A 20646-nucleotide genomic window follows, 5' to 3' on the forward strand; every position below is an offset into this window, starting at 1 on the left:
TATACAGATATTAGTGATGACTGCTCGTATCACAAATCATAAGGCTCAATTTTAAAAGCTTCCATGGTATAACCGGAAGCCGCAAGTTCATTCACAACCGTTTCTGTATTTATACGACCACTAATCCATACCGCATCATATAAATTTTCCACATGAGTTCCAGGCTCAAATCGAACATAGATAATCTGGTTGGAGGGCGGAGGAGGCACATGGATACATGCACCAAAATAAGGAACTAAAAAAAACTCTGTAACACGCGTACCATCCGATTCGACCGGTACGACATAGCCAGGAATTTTAATCATCTGACCATCAAAATCAGGCACAGTCGGAGCAGATTGCATAGCTACCATCATCTCATCCAGCAGCTGTTGTGCTTTAGGATCAAAATCATCAATAGCCGCCAACTGCTCAGAACTATTAAATATCGCATCCATAGAGAAATCAGCAGGCATCAACTGTTCCCACTCTACTGGCTTCACTGACTCACCGTTGATCACCTCTCCTGCACTAATAAAACTTGAGCTAGCGATCAACCACACGGCGATAATATGTTTAAACATTCAATATCTCTTGTTATAACTTAATCGACATACCATCAGCTAACGAGTGCCGGTAAGCACGATAACCGGGTACTAATCCAGCTAAAGCTCCAGCCGCGACCACCATACCTACTAGCTGCCATTGCCATAAACTTAAACCTTGTACCGCTAATCGTACCCCAAACTGATCCTGAATTAACGGACTGGCATAAAACATTACTAAATAAAGTACACCAATACCCAATAAAACACTCAATAATGTAACCAATAATGATTCTAATATAAGTAGTGTCAATATATGTATAGGACGCGCACCTACAGAGCGCAAGATAGCCATTTCTCGGCGGCGTTCATTTAAACTACTTAACAGCAAGGCTAGCAACCCAAGCACTCCTGAAACAACCACTAAACCAGAAATAGCGAACAGTGTTTTTTCAACGAAGGAAAACATACCCCACAGCTCCTGCAAAGCAAGTCCTGGTAAAATAGCCATTAACGGCTCATTCCTATACTGATTTATCTTCCGCTGTAGATGAAATGTAGAAAGGCGAGAGTTAAGCCCAAGCATAAACGCCGTAATTTGTTTAGGCTTAAGGTTCATTTTAAGCACTTGCTCTGCCGTTACTTTAGAGCCGGGTAATTGCACCCCAGACTGCCAATCAACATGGATAGCCTCAATCGCCTCCAAAGAAACAATAAGCGTATTATCAACAGGCGTACCTGTAGGTTTTAAAATGCCTACAACATTAAACGGCTTATCATCATGCTTCATCAAACTGGCACTCCCCATACCATGGGCGATCACAACGGGAGAGCCTAAGTTATAGCCTAGTTTTTTAGCAACCTCAGCACCAATTACCACATCGAAAAGCCCTTCAAAGCCTCTACCTTGAGAAAAGGCGAGTGGCTGTTTGGCACCATATCGGTAATGTTCAAAATACGCTGAGGAGGTACCTAAAACCCTAAACCCACGATGAGAATCACCTAGTGATAGAGGAATACTCCATTTAACATTGGCATCTTGGCTAATATTTTCATAGCTTTTCCACGTTATATTATTGGTAGCATTCCCAATATGAAAAACAGAGTACAGTAATAAATTTATCTGCCCACTTCGCGCACCTACGATCAGGTCAGTAGAAGATACAGTCGATGAAAACCCCTCTTTAGCTTGCTGCCTTATAATGTCTACACCTAGCAGCAACACAACACTCATACTAATAGATAGCAACATCATTAATAGAGTGGCCTTCCTATTTAAAAAGCTTTTCCACGTTAAATGAAACAAAGTCATAAGCTATATCCTCCATTAGATGAAGGGGTTAGCCTCAATTTCTGCGAAAAGTGATGTTCTAAAGCGCTATCGTGACTCACAAAAATTAACGTGGAGCCGGATAATTCACATTGAGATAATAACAACGCTAAAAACTGGTCTCGCGCATCTACATCAAGTGCCGATGTAGGTTCATCTGCAATAATAATCTCCGGCGAACCTAAAATCGCTCTTGCCGCACTCACCCTTTGTTGCTGCCCTACAGAAAGGGCCGCTGCATTTTGTTGATAGAGATGTTTATCCATCAAACCTAAACGCTTAAGTAACGCCTCAGCCCCCTGCTCTACAGAACCAAACTCATCGATAGCACGTGCTCTTCGCGTAGACGAAAAACGGCAAGGTAGACAAACATTTTCTAATAAACTCAAAAACGGTAGTAGGTTAAACTGCTGAAAAATAAAACCTATATGGTCAGCTCTAAACTTATCTAACTGGGACATTTTCATGAGGGCATAGTCATGGCCTAAAACTTTGATATCACCATCTTCAGGGGCAAGCACACCACCCAAGATATTAAGCAATGTGCTTTTTCCGCTACCCGAGGGGCCTTTTATGAAAACTTTTTCACCGTGATAAAGTTGAAACTTAGGAATGGTTAAGCAGGGTGTGCCATCACCCCACTTAAATAAAAGATCATCGATAGTTACGGCTAATTTTTTCATTTTAAAAACCAAACTCGAGTAATGCCATTAGAATTTAAAGCCTTTAGAGGAAGGAGTTAACTCAAGCTGCTGAGCTCCCTTATCTGTAATTAGATTCACATGGAGCTTCTCTACTCCTTTAAACGAATCAAACAAACTCAATGTCATATCTGTCAATGCTTCAGGGTTACTACACTTAAAATGATAAGTCGCTGTAATATCAGCATGCCCTTCGTGATCATGCTCTTCATGATCCGCATGTTCTTCGTGATGGTCATGACCTTCATGTTCCTCGTGATCATGATCCCCATGCTCTTCATCCCAAACGACCTCAACATGCTCCGTCAGACAGTTAGCAGAGGCAGAAAGTTTCAAAATGTTATTAGCATTTTTTAATAGCTTTAAGGCTTTCTCTTGAGTCGCTTTATCTTCAGCCGACTTTGCTTCGTATTCAAACCCTACGATATTCGCCATTGGCGAGCGAAGCACAGCTTCTACATCACCTTGATCTGTTGCGATATTTAACACTGCTTCCCCATGCACATGCGCTTCAAGTGCTGTAGCAATAGGGCTTAACATGCATGAAATTAAAGCACTACCTATAGAAATGTAATGGACACGCTGGAACATGATGCCCTCCAATAAAATGATATAATATAACATTACTATACAGTTTTACGCCGGCTTATGACAACAAGCTCAAGCTATCTTGAGGATCAAAGAATAATCGATCGCTGCCAAAAAATAGCTTTAAAGAGGGATAATCCAGCTTCTTATGGTTTATCAGCGCTGCATTTATCCAATAGAATCTCACCCAACCGTTTAATTGCATTCTTTCGCGACGCATTCCAGTGGTGAGCAAAGCTAATACGTAAACAATTTCGATACTGATCTTGTGCTGTAAATAAGTTACCTGGAGTGATCACTATACCTTCCCTACGGGCATCCAAATAACAGTTATCTACTTTATAGTGCTCTTCAAGCTCAACCCATAACGCAAGCCCTCCCTGAGGCTGGCTCACTCTTATCTCGCCAAGTTCACGCCAATATAAAAACAGTAGATCAATCAACTGATCTCGCTGCTCTTTAAGTAAGTACTTATATTTACGCAGATGCTTTTCGTAAGAACCATCATCCAAAAAATCAACTAATCCCTGCTGCGTAAAACGGCTTAAGGCAAGCATATTGACCATTTTTAAAAACATTAAAGAGGATTTCTCTCTACTCGAAACAACCCAACCTAGCCTCAACTCTCTTGAAAGTGATTTAGAGTAAGAGCCACATAAAATGACATTATCATTCCGATCCAGCTGTTTTAATGGGGGAAGACGCGCACCAAATGATAGATCCCCATAAATATCATCTTCAACAATAGTAAAGCCAAACTGTTCCGCTAATTGAATCAACCGCTTACGTTCAGCATCAGGCATCACTGAGCCTAAAGGCGTTGCAAATGCAGGAGTTACTACACAAGCAGCTATTTTCCATTTAGATAAAGCCTCAGCTAAAGCATCTATAGAAATACCCTCCGTTGACGTAACGGGGATTTCAAGTACTTGTAAACCAAGGCTTTCTAATAACTGCAGCACCCCATAAAACCCGGGGGATTCAACTGCGACTATATCCCCTGCCTGACAACAGGATTGTAATGCTAAAGATAATGCATGCTGGCAACCCGCTGTAATTAAGACATCCGGCTCATCAAACCTACAACCCAAACGCTGATACCGGTTAGCAATTTGCTGACGTAAATAAAGTGAGCCTGCTGGCTCATCATAGTATTGATGTTCAGCCCCCCCCTGTTGTCGTAAGGCCCTTGATAAGCAACGATTTAGCTCAGTGATACCTGCAGGACGCTGTGATCGTTTATCAATTTGAGGCGTTATATCAAAAGCAGCGTTGTGCGTCATGATATCTCTCATCACGTCACTCATATCAATCAGATGAGGTTCCGCTGTGATCTGCATTAAAGAGGGACTTTGTGAGGATATCTTTGCCTTGGTATTCAGCTGAACCGAGACAAAATAGCCTGACTTTGTTCTTACCTCCACAAGACCTGCAGCTTCTAAGCGCTGGTAAGCATGAATCACTGTGGCTTTAGAAAGGCCCCTATCCTCACACTGAGCTCGGATAGAGGGCAGCTTAGCGCCCGATGGGAGCAGGCCTAAATGTATGTGTTCAGCGATTTCTTGTTCCAGTTCTTGATATAGGTATTTCATTTAGCCTCCTCATCTGTACCTATTATAAATTATTTTTCTATACCTGTTCCTATATTTTAATTTCTGTACATTGTGCAGCTATCAGTAATTAGAAAAGTGCGTCCTGATGAAACCATCTAGTAGTAATCAAATCCCCTTAACCTCCATTTGTGAATCAGCTCCTCTGCCTGGAAATGGAAAGTTCCATGTAAAGCTTATTGAAGGCTTCTATCAAAATTTACGACGCTTAACCAGCTGGCCTTTACTGGCTCTATTTTTTACCCTGGCATGGGTACGTATAAACGGGCAGCCGCTCATCATGTTCGACTTTGATGCACACCGCATTTTTCTGTTTGGCACTGAACTATCTTGGTATGACCTACCTGCGCTTGCGGGCATCATGATTTGCGGGGCCAGTTTGCTATTCTTTATGGCGGTCGGTTGGGGACGTGTTTGGTGCGGATTTGCTTGCCCACAATCAATATGGACTTGGTTATTTATTCGTATCGAAGATTTAATTGAGGGCCGTGCTGCAAAACGCTCTCGATCAGATCAGCAATCACTCAATAGCCAAAGGCTCTTTAGGCGGGTTATCAAACATAGTCTTTGGTTAATACTATCCTTTATTACGGCTATTACCTTCTGCGGCTACTTCACACCTATAGATCAATTAATCCAAGATCTGCTTCATTTTGATCTCTCCCTTTTCGGTCTATCATGGATCATTATTATGTCCCTCTTAACCTACGCTAATGCTGGCTTAGTAAGAGAGAAGGTTTGTTTGCATATGTGCCCCTATTCACGTTTTCAAGGGGTTATGTTTGATGAAAAAACTTACACTGTGGCCTACAACCCTGCTCGCGGGGAGCCTAGACAGCACTTAAGAGGCCAAGAAGAAAACGCTGGGGACTGCGTAGATTGTGGGATTTGCGTCCAAGTATGCCCTACAGGAATTGATATACGAAATGGCCTTCAAGCCGCTTGTATCGATTGTGCAGCTTGTATTGATGCCTGTGATTCTGTAATGGTTAAATTAGGTAAAAAAACGGGCCTGATTGACTTTTATTCAGAACAGGCACTCTCAACATCAAACCTTATTGAGTCTCAGAAAGATAAAACCCGCTCTTTACTAAGACCACGACTACTAGGTTACTTAAGCATCTGTATTGCCACAGCTTGGGGAGTCACTTATACACTACAAAATAAGACTGAATTGATCATAGAAATTGCTCGGGATAGAGCTTCACTTTATCAAGTCACTGAAGGGCTAATCTGTAATCACTACCATCTTGAACTCGAAGCTTTCACTTCTCGCATAAAGCAGATTTCCGTTGCTATTACCGCCCCAAGCTCTTCCATTCCTTTACAACTCATCGGCCCTAATCATCTGAATTTGATCGATCAAAGTACAACAACACTTTACAAAGTTTGTGCGCCAAATCACATGCTACCAGCGAAAACAGATATTACCTTTATGCTGACATCAGATTCCTTCAGCGCTTCGAAAAATAGTACATTTTTAGCGCCTAGATAATTAGGCCTTACCACTAGGCGAAGAGTTAACAAACATACTAGAGAGACCGATCAAAATTATGATTTAGCAAATATAAACTAAGAGGAAAACTCGAACGATCAATCTACAAGGCGCAGCTTTTCAGCCCTAGATAACTTTTTGATCGCCGCTTCACGTTGACAGGCTGATGATTGATCGGGTTGCTCTTCACGCCATACCATCTGAACCGGTCGGCGCACTCGTGTGTATTTAGCCCCTCCCACTAAATCACCATTATGCTGACGTAAGCGGCGCTCTATATCAGTTGTTACTCCTGTATATAATGTGCCATCAACACATTTCACTATATAGACATACCAACGACTCAGGCCTGTATCCTTAACCATTTATTATCTAATCATCGCATTAAAGTTTCGTAGGATTTTACATGAAAATTGATGCTATCGACCATCTCTCTAACAGTAACTAACCTTAGGATAACAGAAAATAAACCGACACAATTTGTGTAAAGGCTTTGAGTCAAAAGCCGCACAACCCACACTAGACAATACTGATCCCTGCTTTATGACAACGCTCCCTGAAATGACCTGATGAGCTACCGAAATAGCTTAGATATCTAGATCAAAATCTTATTTACATTTCTAAGCATATAAATATTTTAAAAAGGAATGTAAGGACATACTTTCCTTAAAAAGGCCGCGTTTTCTAGGGTTAAAAAAGTCAAGATAAAAAATTAAGTCCACACCTATATATAATAGCTACATAGTGTGGATAAAAATCTAAGCCATCTTTTATATTCAAACAACAAAAACCATAACCTATTGATTAAAATAAACTTTCTAAAAAGATCAGATAAACACCAAAAAGCTCAATGCCTTATAAAACAAGGCTTCCAGCAATCTACCCAAAACTTATCCAACAACTTATGCACAGATAAACTGAGTAACTTTAACACCCACTTAGCTGCACTATTACATTCCCATGAAATCAAGAGGTTATAACAACTAAATAGTGAGTTAGCTAAACAGAAACGAGTACGGAGCTAAAGGTGAAAATCTATTGAAAATAAATACCGACTTAGATATCAGTTTTATCTTTATACTCACAGAGGTCTTCAATAAGGCAGGCACCGCATTTGGGTTTTCTAGCCACACAAATATAACGGCCATGAAGAATTAGCCAGTGGTGGGCATCAATCAGGAACTCCTTAGGAATAAAACGCATAAGCTTCTGCTCAACTTCATTAACATTTTTTCCCGGTGCAATTTTAGTGCGGTTAGATACCCGGAAGATATGCGTATCAACAGCCATCGCAGGCTGCCCAAAAGCAGTATTTAAAACGACATTGGCGGTTTTACGCCCCACACCTGGCAAGGCCTCTAAGGCTTCACGCGTATCAGGTACAACTGAATCATGTAGCTCCACCAGCATTTTGCAGGTTTTGATTACATTTTCAGCTTTGGTATTAAATAAGCCAATGGTTTTTATATATTCCTTTAAGCCATCAACACCTAAGGCATAGATTGCTTCGGGAGTATTGGCAACGGGATACAACTTTCGAGTCGCTTTATTGACCCCAACATCGGTGGATTGGGCAGACAAAATAACAGCAATCAGCAACTCAAAAGGGGAGCTATACTCTAGCTCAGTGGTGGGATGAGGGTTCTCGTCTCGCCAACGAGAAAATATTTCGTATCGCTTTTGTTGGTTCATTATTTGTAATTAGGCATTAAAAATTTTATGAGTCAAAAAGAGTAACCTTATTGCGTCCATTTTGTTTGGATTTATATAAGGCCTTATCTGCTTGCTCTAACCAAGCAGTAGCACTCTGAACTTCTAGATCAATTTCAGACACGCCTAAACTAATAGAGCAGTTAATCTGATGCTCACCATATTGCACGCAGAGTGACGCAACATTTTCACGTAACCTTTCCGCAAAGATCATCGCATTGATACCGTTAGTACCAGTGAGGATAGCCCCAAATTCCTCACCACCATAACGTCCGGCAATATCAGTCTTACGTGCCTGCGCCTGTAAGGCCTGAGATATTACGCGAATAACCTCATCACCCGCCTGATGGCCATAGGTATCATTCACTTTCTTAAAGTGATCAATATCAAACATAACGAGTGAGCTAACAGACTCTGTTCGGCTATAACGCGCATACTCTTGGTTTAAACACTCTTCCCAGTACCCACGGTTATATAAACCGGTTAGCCGGTCTTCGCGGCTTAATTTTTTCAGCTTTTTGTTAGCGTCTTCTAATGCAATTTGCCCTGTTGCGGTATCTGTTACGTCGTAGATCAAAATACCTATATGATCAACATCGCCTGTTGGAGAGGTTAGCGGAATCAAGGTAATATTTTGATACATAAATTTAGAATAACCTGTAATAGGACGGTTATTCTTAAAATGAAAAAGATAAGGACGCTGCTCCCACGAAATATAAGCGGGATTTCTTAATAAAAAAACTGACTCGAGTTTCTGATTTAACCAATTCGCTGGCAATTCTGGAAACCTTTTGAAAAGGTTTTCACCTGCAACATTTTGAGCTGGGATACCTGAATGGTTTGCCATAAAGCCATTCCACAATTTAATGCAGGCTTGACGATCAATAACAACTAAACCTACCTCCAAATTCTGGATTAAACCTAAAGTCCAGTGCAGATCGTCAATCTCATTTAAGGCGGTCCCATTCATGAGAAGTAACTCGCTATAGTTTGTAGTTTAACGAGTGAGTCCTGTGTAAACACTAACATAAGCTCACAGCGGGTATCATGCTCATCCATCTGATAATCGATTGTGATCATCAAGCTTTCATCCCAATTCTCTGCTTGCTCATCGAACCCAAGAAAGTCACGTAGGATATAAGGAGTTGCTTTACTAAATTCAATATCGAGCTGCTTTGCAAAACTGGTTAGGAAAGCACCGATCAAGGCATTTGATAATGACATAAGAAGCTCAGACGTTCGGAACGTCCCTGAATCTTGGAGATCCATAAGTGTAGCAACTTTATCAAAATTACTTTTTTCAATTAATAAAAATGCTTCTCCTGCAACGCCGCCACCGATAAAACCTTGGCTAATCAGCTCATACTCATTATCTTGAGCAGTGACAAGCCTGCTCTGTAAGCTTTGCGGGTCAACCATAGCTACAACGGGAATTGGAAGATGGACGAATGTATTCAGTAGCCTAGCAAGCATCTCTCCGGCTTGCCCCATCGCTATATTGGCTATCTCTTTATAATATTCAGGTAGTCCGATCTCAGACGGTTCTTCAGAGGAGCTCTCAGCTGTCTGCTCTAACTCAGTCAGAAGCCCAAAACGATTTAAAACTTCAGCAATCTTCTCTGGGGTTGTTGGCTTACTGATGAATTCAAGGGCACCTAATGCCAGCACACGCTCTCTGGCTTCTGATTGGACATCACCAGAAATAACGATAACCATGGTGGGTAGGTCATCTTTACGGATCCGCTCTAAAACCTGATAACCATCCATAAGCGGCATAGTTAAATCAAGAAATAGAATATCGCCTTTTCCTGCCCGAACGGCTTCAAGCCCTGCCAAACCATGTTCAGCAAACGTCACCTCAACATTCCATCCACTCAGGACAGAAGCCATTTGCTTACGTGCTAAGCTCGAATCATCACAAATTACAACCGGAACAGGCTGGTTCACATTACACCTTAGATACAACTTAAGAAAATGCTTTAGTAGGTAAGCCTAAAGGATAGCCTAAAAGAACACAATTAACTCTACGTATAATTACTGAACGCTCAATCATTATAGCATATATAACTTATTACATTATCCAGTCACACGCACACGCTCACGGCGCGGGCTTGGACCAGTTTCCCGTTCAGCTTTACGTGCTTGTATACGTGCATCAATAATATTTTTTAGCGCTATAATCAGCCCCATACCAACAAAAGCACCGGGCGGTAAAATAGCAAAAAGAAAACCGGGATAGTCTTCAACTAAAATTATTTTCCAATTTTCAGCTATAGGGCCAAAAAGAAGATGCATGTCACTAAAAATCATTCCTAAGCCTAATGCTTCCCTCATTGCACCCAGTAGTACTAATACTGCGGTAAACCCCAACCCCATCATTAAGCCATCAAGCAGTGAGGCCTTAACTGGATTTTTACAAGCAAAAGCATCCGCACGCCCCATGATTGCGCAGTTAGTCACAATCAGGGGAATAAAAATCCCTAAGATAAGATAGAGCTCATAAGTAAAGGCCTTCATTAGTAATTCAATCGCCGTTACAAACGAAGCAATTATCATCACAAAAATAGGCAAGCGAACAGAATCCGGGACAAATTTACGGAAAGCAGAAACCGTTAGATTAGATCCCATCAAAACCAAGGTACTTGCTACCCCCAGACCTATAGCATTAACAACAGAGCCGGTTACAGCTAAAAGCGGACATAGGCCAAGTAACTGAACCAGTGCAGGGTTATTGCCCCACAATCCATCATGAGTGATTTTTCTATAATCAGTAGCCATTAGCGAGCGACCTCTGTAATTTTGTCTTCAGTTAGATCTAATAACTCTGTGCGGTGTTCGGCAAAATAATCAAGTGCGCGCGATACCGCGCCAACAATCGCTCTCGGTGTAATCGTTGCACCCGTAAACTGATCAAATTCGCCACCATCTTTCTTAACGGCCCAACGCGAGTCACTACTACCTTGTTTAGACAATCCGTTAAAGCTATACACCCAATCAGATTTTTTAGTATCAACTTTATCACCCAATCCGGGTGTTTCTTTATGGGTTAATACACGAACTCCCGCCACAGAGCCATCTGCATTAATGCCTGCGATCAACGTAATGATTCCACTATAACCATCAGGGGCAACTAAAGGTAAAATAACCGAGGTAACGACACCATTTTTACGCGCTCGATAAACAGTTACAGGGGCTGAATGGCCCTGCAAAGTAGGCGAGACTATTTCAACCGTATCTTCAAGTAAATCATTATCTATAGATGAGCGAGGCACAATCTCATATAGTGCTTTCGCCTTCTGCTCTCTCTCATTTTGAGCAATAAGGTCAACGGTTGTTACTTGTGTCGTTGCTATAACAGCAGCACAAACGACAGCGAATAAACTAATCGCGATAGTGCTAGTACGGAGAGCGCTTAACATCTGCATTAGGCACCTCCTTTCATGCCGCGTTTAGCTTTTGCATGCCCATAAGAACGAGGCTGAGTGTATTGATCAATAAATGGAGCTGAAAGATTCATCAACAATACGGCAAAAGCAACCGCATCTGGATAGCCTCCCCAATCACGAATAACAAAAATCAAAAGACCTATGCCTATACCATAGACAACCTTACCTTTGTTACTTGTAGCGGATGTCACAGGATCAGTGGCAATAAAGAAAGCCCCCAGCATTGTTGCGCCTGCGGTAAGGTGAAAAAATGGATCAGCAAATTGATAGGGATCGATAGCATAAAATACTGCTGCTATAAGCCCTAAGGTCGCAAGAATAGCTAAAGGTGTATGAATCGTTAATACTTTACGGTATATCAGAAATATCCCACCCATAAAGTAAGCCGCACTAACCGCATGCCAAGCGCCCATACCTTGCGCTAACACAGGCGCATTCGCCCATACCTCTTCTGTAGTTTGTCCACCTCGATGACGCATGGCATCCAAAGGCGTTGCCCCTGAATAACTATCGATCATGGCGGGTTCGATACCTGAGAAGATAAGCTTAAACGTGTCAACAAATCCCATAACATGCCAGCTTTGACCATCCTCAACCATCAAAAATGGCATAGTCCAGCTGGTCATAGAGACAGGAAAGGAAATAAGTAATAGCGCATAAGCAACCATAGCGGGGTTAAAAGGGTTTTGCCCTAACCCCCCATACAAATGCTTAGCAATCACAATAGCAACAAACACCCCGACCATCGTCACCCACCACGGCAGGAAAGGAGGTAAAGCAAGTCCTAGCAATAACGCAGTGACTACAGCACTGTAATCTTTAAGATAGAAACCCAATGGGCGCTTACGCATTTTAACCACAATAGCTTCAAATACGACCGCTAACAAACAAGCCCAAATGACGTTAATTAAGGTACCCCAGCCAAAAAAGAAGGTCATTGCGGCCAAGCCTGGCAAAGTAGCAAGCACAACTAAACGCATCACATCTGTAGCGTTAACAGCTTTATGAAGATGAGGTGAGCTGGTACGTATCAGCGCCATTGGTTAAATCTTCCTCAATCAGTAAAACGACTTAGTGTCTGGTTCAATTGTTCAGATTTCTGTTGTGCAACGATTAACTGCTGCTCTATATCTGTCAGATCATCCGTTTGTTCTTCTCGCGCTTTCTCTGCGGCTCTTTCAGCTTTAGTCACCGCTGCTCGCGCCATAGCGGCATCGACTTTCAACTGTTTGAGATCAACCCCTTCTGCAGCGGCTTTATCGAGCTGGATCTTCTCATATTCATCCAACTTAACTTTCGCCTCTTCATGCGCAAGAGTAAGACGCTCTACTTCAGCTTTAAGTTCAGACTGATTATCATCTTCCGCTTCATCTAAAGCAGCTTGTGCTTTCTTCAGTTTAGTTCTCATAATAGAGACTTGCTGTTTTAACGCTTTAGGATCAATAGGTTCTGGCTCAACAGGCACACCACCAGCCTGTACAAACGCCTGCGTTAACTGATCCAACTTTGACTGAAGCTTTTCAACACCTGCCTGCATTTTTTCTGCTGCAGGACTATTTGACGCCTGTGCATTAACTAATGCACTTTTAGCCTTCTTGACTTTAGTGGAGAGTGTTTCTATCTCTGCCTTTAGCTCGTCTAACTGGGAAGTATTACTCCCAGTAGAAGGAGCTAGCGCTTGTTCATAACAGGCTTGAGCTTCTTCATACTTAGCTTGTAGTTTTTCCACTCCAGCTTTCATTTTGTCTGCCGCTGGACTAGAAGATGCTACTGCTTGATCTAAGGCTGTTTGAGCTTTAGCTACTTTGGCCTGTAATGCCTCCGCATCAACTTTCAACGCTGCAATCTGTTCTGCAGAAAGTGGCTTGATGGTAACTGAGCTATTTTGAGACGTCTCTTTCTCATACTCCGCTTTACAAGCTTCATATTTAGACTGAAGTTTTTCGACCCCTAACTTCATTTTTTCAACAGCGGGGCTACTTCCAGCAATGGCAACATCAAGAGCTTTACGTGCTTTTTCAACTTTACCTAATGCAGCTTCCATTTCAGCTTTAAGCTCATCGAGCTTAGCACTGTCCTGAGCCGGCGACTGGCCACCTGATTCAGCTGCATCATAAGCCGCTTGAGCCGTTTCAGTTTTAGCTTTCTGCTCGACTAGTTTAGCTTTAAGATCAGCTAAATCACCTTCACCACTTTCCTCAGCTTTCGCGAGCGCTTTTTCCGCTTGCTTTAACTTTGTCCGTGCGACCGCAGCATTGGTCTTAAGCTGTTTAATATCTACTACTGGTTCGGAAACGGCTGGGGCATTCAACGCTTGATCATAAGCTTCTTGAGCGGCTTGCGCTTTTGCTTCTAGCTCAGTCACTGTAACTTTGAGCTTATCTTGACCCTCAAGCCCTTTTTCTTCGGCATTTTGTAAAGCTTTTTGCGCTTTCTTCAATTTAGTTCGAGAAACAGCTGCAGCCGTTTTTAATGTTTTAAGGTCAGGCTCGGCTGAAACCGCCTGTTCAGATTCTGAATGCAGCTCAGCTTTATCTTTTTTCACTGCTTGGGCTTTAGCCGCATCTTCTGCTCGCTGTTTTCTGCGCAGTTCTTTTTCTATCTTCTCTTGCTCTAGACGGGCTTGCCTTGCCTCAAAGCGCTGTCTTGCATGATCCGCTTTCCGCTGCTCAGACTCCTCTTCACGAATCTCTGCTTTTGCAAAACGATAATATTGCACCAAAGGTAGATTACTGGGGCAAACATAAGAGCAAGCACCGCATTCAATACAATCAAACAGATTGTGATGCTTCGCTTTTTCAAACTCTTTCCCTTTAGCAAACCAATAGAGCTGCTGCGGCAATAACTCAGCGGGGCAAACCTGTTCGCACATACCACATCGGATACATGGGTTAGCTGGCGGTGCTGGCGGCATCTCAGCATAAGTGGCAGCGATAATACAGTTAGTTGTTTTAATCATGGGTATAGACTGATCATCTACAGTGAACCCCATCATTGGCCCACCAATAACCATCCGATACAGCGCTTGCTCATTCACGCCTGCAGCGTCAAGCAGTGTTTTTAAAGGCGTGCCAATTAACGCTCTCATATTGTGTGGATGGGCTAAGGCTTCTCCTGTTAGCGTCACAATACGAGAGATCAACGGCATACCTTCATATACCGCTTCATAGATCGCTGCTGCAGTACCAACATTTTGACAAACAATACCTACATCAGCAGGAATGCGGCCACTAGGTACTTCAATACCCGTCAGCAGTTTAATCAGTTGTTTTTCACCACCTGATGGATAGATAGTAGGAACAACTATAATATCCAGATTCAAAGAGGTATTTTTAGCCGCTAACTCTAATGCGCGAATAGCTTGAGGTTTATTATCTTCAATACCAATCATCACATGATGAGGGTTTAGAAGATGAGCAATAATCTCAATACCTTTAATTACATTGTCGGCATGCTCTCGCAGCAACATATCATCAGCGGTGATATAAGGTTCACACTCCATGGCATTAAGCACAAGTGTATTAACAATATGATCATCACCCAGATGCAGTTTCACATCAGTCGGAAAGCCTGCACCGCCCATACCGCTTATGCCATGATGCCGAATAAAGTCAATCAGCGCCTGCTTAGATATAGCCGTATAATCATCTAAACCCTGGTGATCGCACCACTGATCTTTCCCATCCGCTTCAATCACAATACAGGGAGCCTGCATTCCTGAAATATGCGGAACAGACCGCTTTTCAATGGCGATAACCTTACCTGAACTTGGCGCATGGACATTAACACTGATACGCCCGACCGCTTCAGCAATCACTTGCCCTTTTAGAACAGGATCACCGACAGCAACAACAACTTCAGATGGCGCACCTATATGCTGTGACAGTGGAACAACAAGTTCAGCAGGGATTGGCGCAGTTTGAATTGCCAAGCCTGTGCTACGCTGCTTATTTTCAGGCGGGTGCACACCACCATGAAAAGAGAACTGAGTGCTCATTGAACCGCCCCCTCTTCTGCTACTTCGCCACGAAGGTCGGTTACAATAAGCTGTACACCCGGCTTAGGCATATCCCACTTCCAAGTATTCAGAGTCGTTTCAACTGGCAACATATCTATACAATCTACCGGACAAGGCTCAACACAGAGATCACACCCCGTACATTCCGAGACAATCACGGTATGCATCTGTTTTGCCGCACCTAAAATAGCGTCTACTGGGCAGGCCTGAATACACTTAGTACAACCTATACATTCATCTTCACGAATATAAGCAACCGTTTTGATCGGTTCTTCTTCGACACCACCATCAAGAGGAATCGCTTCGACATCAAGTAGATCTGCCAGCGCTTCCACTGTACTTTGCCCTCCGGGAGGACATTTATTGATAGCATCTCCGTTAGCAATTGCCTCTGCGTAAGGTCGGCAGCCTGGATAACCGCACTGGCCGCATTGCGTCTGCGGCAGGATTGAATCAATTTGATCGACAATAGGATTCCCTTCAACACGAAAACGCACCGAAGCAAAACCAAGCAATAATCCGAAAGCTAAAGCCAGCCCCAACAGAGCAAGAACGGCAATTAAGATGTAATCCATTATGTGCTCCCTAAATCTGAACCAGACCAGTGAAGCCCATAAAGGCTAAAGACATTAGACCCGCGGTCACCATACCAATAGCAGCACCTTGGAAGGGTGCTGGCACATCAGCTACAGCGATACGTTCACGCATCGCTGAAAATAGGATTAATGCTAAAGAAAAACCAACCGCTGCTCCAAAGCCATAAACAATGGAATCAATAAAGCCATTCACTTTCTTGATATTCAGTAAAGCGACCCCTAAAACGGCACAGTTAGTCGTGATCAATGGTAGAAAGATTCCCAATACTTTATAGAGTAAGGGGCTCGTTTTACGCACAACCATCTCAGTGAACTGCACAACAACCGCTATCACTAAAATAAAAGTAATTGTTTGCAGAAACGCTAAGTCTAAGGGCTGGAGCAAATAAGTGAATGCCAAATAGCTACATACCGATGACAGCGTCAGTACGAAGGTCGTTGCCAGAGACATGCCCATAGCAGTCTCCAACTTATTAGAAACCCCCATAAAAGGACACAGCCCTAAAAACTGAACCAGTACGAAGTTATTCACCAGTACCGTGCTGATAACAACCAGAAGATAATCTGTCATAAACCTATAACTAACTAAATAGCATTTACGAAATGCGATCGAAAGCTCACGCTCGAAAGCGACCACTTAAAATAAAACCAGAATACTCTAAAGTTTACCGCTTCTGATAAAGTTTAGGTATAGGGCAATCCTGACTTAGCGCAAAGAACAGGAAGGCCAAATGACCTCCCTTATGCACTATTTAGATCAATGCTTGCTGCTTTAGCTTCTCTATCGCAGCTTCCAACTGAGCAGATGCTGTATCACCTGCTAACTGATCTAATTGAAGGTTAAGTGCCCCCTCAATACCTGCATCAGTTTCAAGTATTGAAATCAAACCTGCTTTATTTAATAACCCATCTAATGCCGATAGATTACCATTCAAGCTCGATAATTGAGCTTGATTAAAGGCAACAACAGCACGACCTTGCTCAAACAATACCGCTTCTAAACTAAATAGTATCGTTTGACGCTGTTCGTCAGTACCACCAGATACAGTAATAGTAGCCGCCTGCTGGCCTAAACGAATCACGCGGTCAGCAGCTGATACTTTTGACTCACTAACAAGGTTACTGTCTAGATCTATCACTTGCTGCGAACCATCATTAATGATCATTCCCGCAGCAACCGTTGCATTGGTTAAACGATCAACAATAATAAATGATCCGGTGCCGTGATGAGAGCGATAATCATCGGCAACTACTGGACGCTCAAGCGTAATTTCACACCGACCAATTTCATTTAACTCAAGGGTACTAACAGTACTTTCTTCCAACGTATTAACATCAATGCGGTTATGAACATTGCTAATACCACCCGCAACACGGGTTGTATTCAATTTAACTTCATATTGACGGCCTGCTTGCATCGCCTCTTCAGACATCCAAACAACCATGGCATCAAACCGATTCGTACTTCCTGGCACTGCGTCGGCATGAACTAATATATCACCACGTGATATATCAATTTCATCTTCCAATGTCAGTGTTACTGCCATTGGTGGGAAAGCTTCTTCAATTTCACCTTCAAAGGTAACAATCGACTTCACTTTGCTCGATTTACCTGATGGTAAAACGGTCACTTCATCCCCTGGACGCACTATACCAGAGGTCAACGTACCACAATAACCACGAAAATCTAAGTTAGGGCGGTTGACAAACTGTACAGGGAAACGAAGTTCATCGAAGTTTTTATCGTTTGCAATCTCAACATTCTCTAAGGTTTCCATTAGAGGATTGCCATCAAACCAACTCATTGGCTCTGATGCAGTCACAACGTTATCACCTTTAAGTGCAGAAATTGGCACAAATTGAATATCTGGTAGATCAAGCTGCTCGGAAAATGCCAAATATTCGGCTTTAATCTCTTCAAAGCGCTCTTCGCTGTAATCCACTAGATCCATTTTGTTGATAGCAACAATGGTATGTTTAAGCCCTAACAAAGAAACAATAAAACTATGACGTCTTGTCTGGACTTGCACACCGTAACGAGCGTCAATCAAAATAATCGCCAGATCACAAGTAGAGGCACCGGTTGCCATATTACGAGTATACTGCTCATGCCCCGGTGTATCCGCTATGATAAATTTACGTTTTGAGGTAGAAAAATAACGATAAGCTACATCAATAGTGATCCCTTGCTCACGCTCCGCTTGAAGGCCATCAACCAAGAGCGCTAAATCCAACTCTTCACCTGCATTACCCACTCGCTCATTATCTTTTTGGATCGCTGCAAGTTGATCTTCGTAGATCATTTTTGAATCATGCAGCAAACGTCCAATCAATGTAGATTTACCGTCATCTACACTACCGCAGGTCAAAAAGCGTAGCAGTTCTTTATTTTCATGCTGATGCAGATACTCTTGAATATCAGTGGCAATCAGATCACTGTGGTAACTCATTTTTTTCTCCTCGGAGAAGCCCTATGCCTATACAGACATAACGCCTAAATAATCATTTCAGTATTAACACCCTAGCGCGGGTAAAAACACACAGCGCCAGTCGTCACAAAGTTATCAAGATAAAGCCTAGAAGTAGCCTTCCATCTTTTTCTTCTCCATCGAACCTGAACTATCGTGATCAATTGCACGACCTTGGCGCTCAGAGGTAGTCGTTAGTAGCATCTCTTGAATAATATCAGGCAAAGTGACAGCTTCTGATTCCACGGCACCGGTTAGGGGGTAACAACCCAATGTACGGAAACGCACGCTCTTCATCTCTGGTACTTCACCCTCTTTTAAAGGTAAGCGATCATCATCCACCATAATCATCATGCCATCACGTTCAACAACAGGACGTTTTGCTGAGTAATAAAGAGGAACAATCGAGATATCTTCTAAATAGATGTACTGCCAAATATCTAGTTCAGTCCAGTTCGACAGAGGGAATACGCGAATACTTTCACCTTTATCAACACGGGTATTAAATACATTCCAAAGTTCTGGACGCTGAACTTTAGGGTCCCAACGGTGGTTTTGGTCACGAAAGGAGAATACACGTTCTTTCGCTCTCGACTTTTCTTCGTCACGACGGGCACCACCAAAAGCAGCATCAAATTTATACTTATCTAAAGCCTGCTTAAGGCCTTGAGTCTTCATGATATCAGTGTGCTTAGAAGAGCCATGTACAAATGGGTTAATACCCATATCAACCCCTTCCTGGTTGATATGAACAATCAAATCCATACCCGCTTCCGCAGCCATTTTGTCGCGAAACTCAATCATCTCTCTGAATTTCCATGTGGTATCCACATGCATAAGCGGAAAAGGAGGTTTACCTGGCGCAAACGCTTTACGCGCCAAATGCAGCATCACAGCAGAATCCTTACCAACCGAATAAAGCATGACTGGGTTATCGAATTCTGCGGCTACTTCACGGATGATATGGATGCTCTCAGCTTCCAATTGTTTCAGGTGCGTTAAGCGATGTTCAGGTAAGGCACTCATCAGTAAATACTCTTTCTATTAAACGGTATGGGCTAGAACCTGAATGCACAGGTATAGCTATCCAATGTTGCGGCGCATTATGGCAGCTCCCCACATAAAACACAAAAGAATATATAATTACATTTTAATAACCAAAAAGAATATAAAATACACTAACCAAACCTATTTATGCTACCAATCTACACACCACACCATTTATTCCTTTTTGATATAACAAGATTTCTAATTAGTATTTTGAGTTATAACAAAACAACTATATTATGCCGCCAGTTATTTGTGGATAGGTATACTCATGGAACTTGCATACAGCTTTGCTGGATTAGTTGTTGGCTTTATTGTGGGACTCACCGGTATTGGTGGGGGCGCACTAATGACGCCTATACTTATCGTAGTATTTGGCATTCCACCAATTATAGCTGTCAGCACTGATTTACTTTACGCAGCCGTGACTAAATTTGGTGGCGCAATAACTTATGCCCGCAAGAAACTAATTGCATGGAAAGTTGTCTTATTTTTACTTGCGGGAAGTATTCCAGGAAGCCTATTCACATTAAATTACTTAGAAGGGCTAGGCGGACTAGAAAAGATAGAACATCTAATGAACCTGACATTAGGAATCTCTCTTGTCTTAACCTCTATTGCCGTTTTTTTAAGAAATAAGATTCGCAATCAAGCCATAAAGTGGCAACATAGCGCCGCGGCCAAACATGCCAAAAAATGGCGCCCTTTTTTCACAATAATAATGGGTCTTATTTTAGGCTGCTTAGTAACGCTATCGTCTGTAGGCGCTGGCGCATTAGGCACCGCATTATTAATCGTTTTATACCCACGAATGAGCATGCAAAACATTGTGGGTACAGATCTCGTTCACGCAGTTGTACTAACAGCAATTGCGGGCGCAGGTCACTACCAGATGGGCAGTGTAGATCTAAGCCTACTGGTTTACCTATTACTAGGTTCTTTACCTGGAGTATTTTTAGGCAGCCATATTGGCACTCGCCTATCTCCAACGGTTATACAACCTATTATGGGATCAGTTTTGTTCGCCATCGGCCTGCGTTTCGTAATTGCAGGTTAAATAAACCCTAAAAGTGAGGTGTTTAGCTCATAAATCAGCTAAACAAGGGAAATAGT

At 42.5% G+C, this 20646-nt stretch carries 19 protein-coding genes; 2 read left to right on the plus strand and 17 right to left on the minus strand.

Annotated features, from left to right (window positions below):
* Window positions 1-29 precede the first annotated feature (29 nt).
* From A3774_RS01355 to A3774_RS01375, 5 genes are all read right to left on the minus strand, one after another.
* The gene (locus A3774_RS01355; RefSeq protein ID WP_067862241.1) at window positions 30-563 is read right to left on the minus strand and encodes a DUF3299 domain-containing protein; all 534 of its coding nucleotides are present in this window, start codon (window positions 561-563) and stop codon (window positions 30-32) included.
* A 13-nt stretch (window positions 564-576) separates the two neighbouring features.
* The gene (locus A3774_RS01360; RefSeq protein ID WP_067862243.1) at window positions 577-1836 is read right to left on the minus strand and encodes an ABC transporter permease; all 1260 of its coding nucleotides are present in this window, start codon (window positions 1834-1836) and stop codon (window positions 577-579) included.
* Entirely contained in the window at window positions 1833-2537 is a 705-nt protein-coding gene (locus A3774_RS01365) for an ABC transporter ATP-binding protein (RefSeq protein ID WP_067862245.1), read from the minus strand. Before A3774_RS01365 ends, A3774_RS01360 begins: the two co-directional genes overlap by 4 nt.
* A 27-nt stretch (window positions 2538-2564) precedes the next feature.
* Window positions 2565-3146 carry a DUF2796 domain-containing protein gene (locus A3774_RS01370; RefSeq protein WP_067862247.1) on the minus strand — a complete coding sequence of 194 codons (582 nt, stop codon included), beginning with the start codon at window positions 3144-3146 and terminating at the stop codon, window positions 2565-2567.
* A gap of 143 nt (window positions 3147-3289) precedes the next feature.
* On the minus strand, window positions 3290-4735 hold the full coding sequence (locus A3774_RS01375) for an aminotransferase-like domain-containing protein (RefSeq protein WP_067862249.1): 1446 nt from the start codon (window positions 4733-4735) through the stop codon (window positions 3290-3292).
* Between the two features lie 106 nt (window positions 4736-4841).
* Here A3774_RS01375 and ccoG point away from each other — a divergent pair, with 106 nt between their 5' ends.
* Window positions 4842-6248, plus strand: a complete 1407-nt coding sequence (gene ccoG, locus A3774_RS01380; RefSeq protein ID WP_067862251.1) for a cytochrome c oxidase accessory protein CcoG — start codon at window positions 4842-4844, stop codon at window positions 6246-6248.
* 98 nt (window positions 6249-6346) lie between these two features.
* On the opposite strand, the gene A3774_RS01385 is transcribed toward ccoG, so the two are convergent.
* From A3774_RS01385 to cysD, 12 genes are all read right to left on the minus strand, one after another.
* Window positions 6347-6613, minus strand: a complete 267-nt coding sequence (locus tag A3774_RS01385) for a GIY-YIG nuclease family protein (RefSeq protein WP_067862253.1) — start codon at window positions 6611-6613, stop codon at window positions 6347-6349.
* Window positions 6614-7304: 691 nt separating this feature from the next.
* The gene (gene nth, locus A3774_RS01390; protein WP_067862255.1) at window positions 7305-7940 is read right to left on the minus strand and encodes an endonuclease III; all 636 of its coding nucleotides are present in this window, start codon (window positions 7938-7940) and stop codon (window positions 7305-7307) included.
* 25 nt (window positions 7941-7965) lie between these two features.
* Window positions 7966-8928, minus strand: a complete 963-nt coding sequence (locus A3774_RS01395) for a sensor domain-containing diguanylate cyclase (RefSeq protein WP_067862257.1) — start codon at window positions 8926-8928, stop codon at window positions 7966-7968.
* On the minus strand, window positions 8925-9905 hold the full coding sequence (locus A3774_RS01400; RefSeq protein WP_067862259.1) for a response regulator: 981 nt from the start codon (window positions 9903-9905) through the stop codon (window positions 8925-8927). Before A3774_RS01400 ends, A3774_RS01395 begins: the two co-directional genes overlap by 4 nt.
* A 129-nt stretch (window positions 9906-10034) precedes the next feature.
* Window positions 10035-10736, minus strand: coding sequence for an electron transport complex subunit E (locus A3774_RS01405; protein ID WP_067862261.1), 702 nt, complete (start codon window positions 10734-10736; stop codon window positions 10035-10037).
* Window positions 10736-11383 (minus strand): electron transport complex subunit RsxG, encoded by a 648-nt coding sequence (gene rsxG / locus A3774_RS01410; RefSeq protein WP_067862263.1) that lies wholly within the window; start codon window positions 11381-11383, stop codon window positions 10736-10738. Before rsxG ends, A3774_RS01405 begins: the two co-directional genes overlap by 1 nt.
* Window positions 11383-12444, minus strand: coding sequence for an electron transport complex subunit RsxD (gene rsxD, locus A3774_RS01415; protein WP_067862265.1), 1062 nt, complete (start codon window positions 12442-12444; stop codon window positions 11383-11385). Before rsxD ends, rsxG begins: the two co-directional genes overlap by 1 nt.
* 14 nt (window positions 12445-12458) lie before the next feature.
* Window positions 12459-15401, minus strand: a complete 2943-nt coding sequence (gene rsxC / locus A3774_RS01420) for an electron transport complex subunit RsxC (protein WP_067862268.1) — start codon at window positions 15399-15401, stop codon at window positions 12459-12461.
* Window positions 15398-15997 (minus strand): electron transport complex subunit RsxB, encoded by a 600-nt coding sequence (gene rsxB / locus A3774_RS01425; protein ID WP_067862270.1) that lies wholly within the window; start codon window positions 15995-15997, stop codon window positions 15398-15400. Before rsxB ends, rsxC begins: the two co-directional genes overlap by 4 nt.
* 10 nt (window positions 15998-16007) lie before the next feature.
* The gene (gene rsxA, locus A3774_RS01430) at window positions 16008-16589 is read right to left on the minus strand and encodes an electron transport complex subunit RsxA (RefSeq protein ID WP_067862272.1); all 582 of its coding nucleotides are present in this window, start codon (window positions 16587-16589) and stop codon (window positions 16008-16010) included.
* Between the two features lie 181 nt (window positions 16590-16770).
* Complete coding sequence (gene cysN / locus A3774_RS01435; RefSeq protein WP_067862274.1) at window positions 16771-18468, minus strand: sulfate adenylyltransferase subunit CysN; 1698 nt, start codon at window positions 18466-18468, stop codon at window positions 16771-16773.
* 126 nt (window positions 18469-18594) lie between these two features.
* A complete protein-coding gene (gene cysD / locus A3774_RS01440) occupies window positions 18595-19512 on the minus strand; it encodes a sulfate adenylyltransferase subunit CysD (RefSeq protein WP_067862276.1) in 918 nt (305 codons plus the stop codon).
* 292 nt (window positions 19513-19804) lie between these two features.
* On the opposite strand from cysD, the gene A3774_RS01445 reads away from it, so the two are divergent.
* Entirely contained in the window at window positions 19805-20590 is a 786-nt protein-coding gene (locus A3774_RS01445; protein ID WP_067862278.1) for a sulfite exporter TauE/SafE family protein, read from the plus strand.
* Window positions 20591-20646 lie beyond the last annotated feature (56 nt).

Origin of the sequence: Neptuniibacter marinus (assembly GCF_001597725.1) — a bacterium.
Taxonomy (GTDB): domain Bacteria; phylum Pseudomonadota; class Gammaproteobacteria; order Pseudomonadales; family Balneatricaceae; genus Neptuniibacter; species Neptuniibacter marinus.

Bases quoted from the DNA above. Each gene is read 5' to 3' on its own strand.
- A3774_RS01355 (WP_067862241.1), bottom strand. From the start codon at position 563: ATGTTTAAACATATTATCGCCGTGTGGTTGATCGCTAGCTCAAGTTTT.
- A3774_RS01360 (WP_067862243.1), bottom strand. From the start codon at position 1,836: ATGACTTTGTTTCATTTAACGTGGAAAAGCTTTTTAAATAGGAAGGCC.
- A3774_RS01365 (WP_067862245.1), bottom strand. From the start codon at position 2,537: ATGAAAAAATTAGCCGTAACTATCGATGATCTTTTATTTAAGTGGGGT.
- A3774_RS01370 (WP_067862247.1), bottom strand. From the start codon at position 3,146: ATGTTCCAGCGTGTCCATTACATTTCTATAGGTAGTGCTTTAATTTCA.
- A3774_RS01375 (WP_067862249.1), bottom strand. From the start codon at position 4,735: ATGAAATACCTATATCAAGAACTGGAACAAGAAATCGCTGAACACATA.
- ccoG (WP_067862251.1), top strand. From the start codon at position 4,842: ATGAAACCATCTAGTAGTAATCAAATCCCCTTAACCTCCATTTGTGAA.
- A3774_RS01385 (WP_067862253.1), bottom strand. From the start codon at position 6,613: ATGGTTAAGGATACAGGCCTGAGTCGTTGGTATGTCTATATAGTGAAA.
- nth (WP_067862255.1), bottom strand. From the start codon at position 7,940: ATGAACCAACAAAAGCGATACGAAATATTTTCTCGTTGGCGAGACGAG.
- A3774_RS01395 (WP_067862257.1), bottom strand. From the start codon at position 8,928: ATGAATGGGACCGCCTTAAATGAGATTGACGATCTGCACTGGACTTTA.
- A3774_RS01405 (WP_067862261.1), bottom strand. From the start codon at position 10,736: ATGGCTACTGATTATAGAAAAATCACTCATGATGGATTGTGGGGCAAT.
- rsxG (WP_067862263.1), bottom strand. From the start codon at position 11,383: ATGCAGATGTTAAGCGCTCTCCGTACTAGCACTATCGCGATTAGTTTA.
- rsxD (WP_067862265.1), bottom strand. From the start codon at position 12,444: ATGGCGCTGATACGTACCAGCTCACCTCATCTTCATAAAGCTGTTAAC.
- rsxC (WP_067862268.1), bottom strand. From the start codon at position 15,401: ATGAGCACTCAGTTCTCTTTTCATGGTGGTGTGCACCCGCCTGAAAAT.
- rsxB (WP_067862270.1), bottom strand. From the start codon at position 15,997: ATGGATTACATCTTAATTGCCGTTCTTGCTCTGTTGGGGCTGGCTTTA.
- rsxA (WP_067862272.1), bottom strand. From the start codon at position 16,589: ATGACAGATTATCTTCTGGTTGTTATCAGCACGGTACTGGTGAATAAC.
- cysN (WP_067862274.1), bottom strand. From the start codon at position 18,468: ATGAGTTACCACAGTGATCTGATTGCCACTGATATTCAAGAGTATCTG.
- cysD (WP_067862276.1), bottom strand. From the start codon at position 19,512: ATGAGTGCCTTACCTGAACATCGCTTAACGCACCTGAAACAATTGGAA.
- A3774_RS01445 (WP_067862278.1), top strand. From the start codon at position 19,805: ATGGAACTTGCATACAGCTTTGCTGGATTAGTTGTTGGCTTTATTGTG.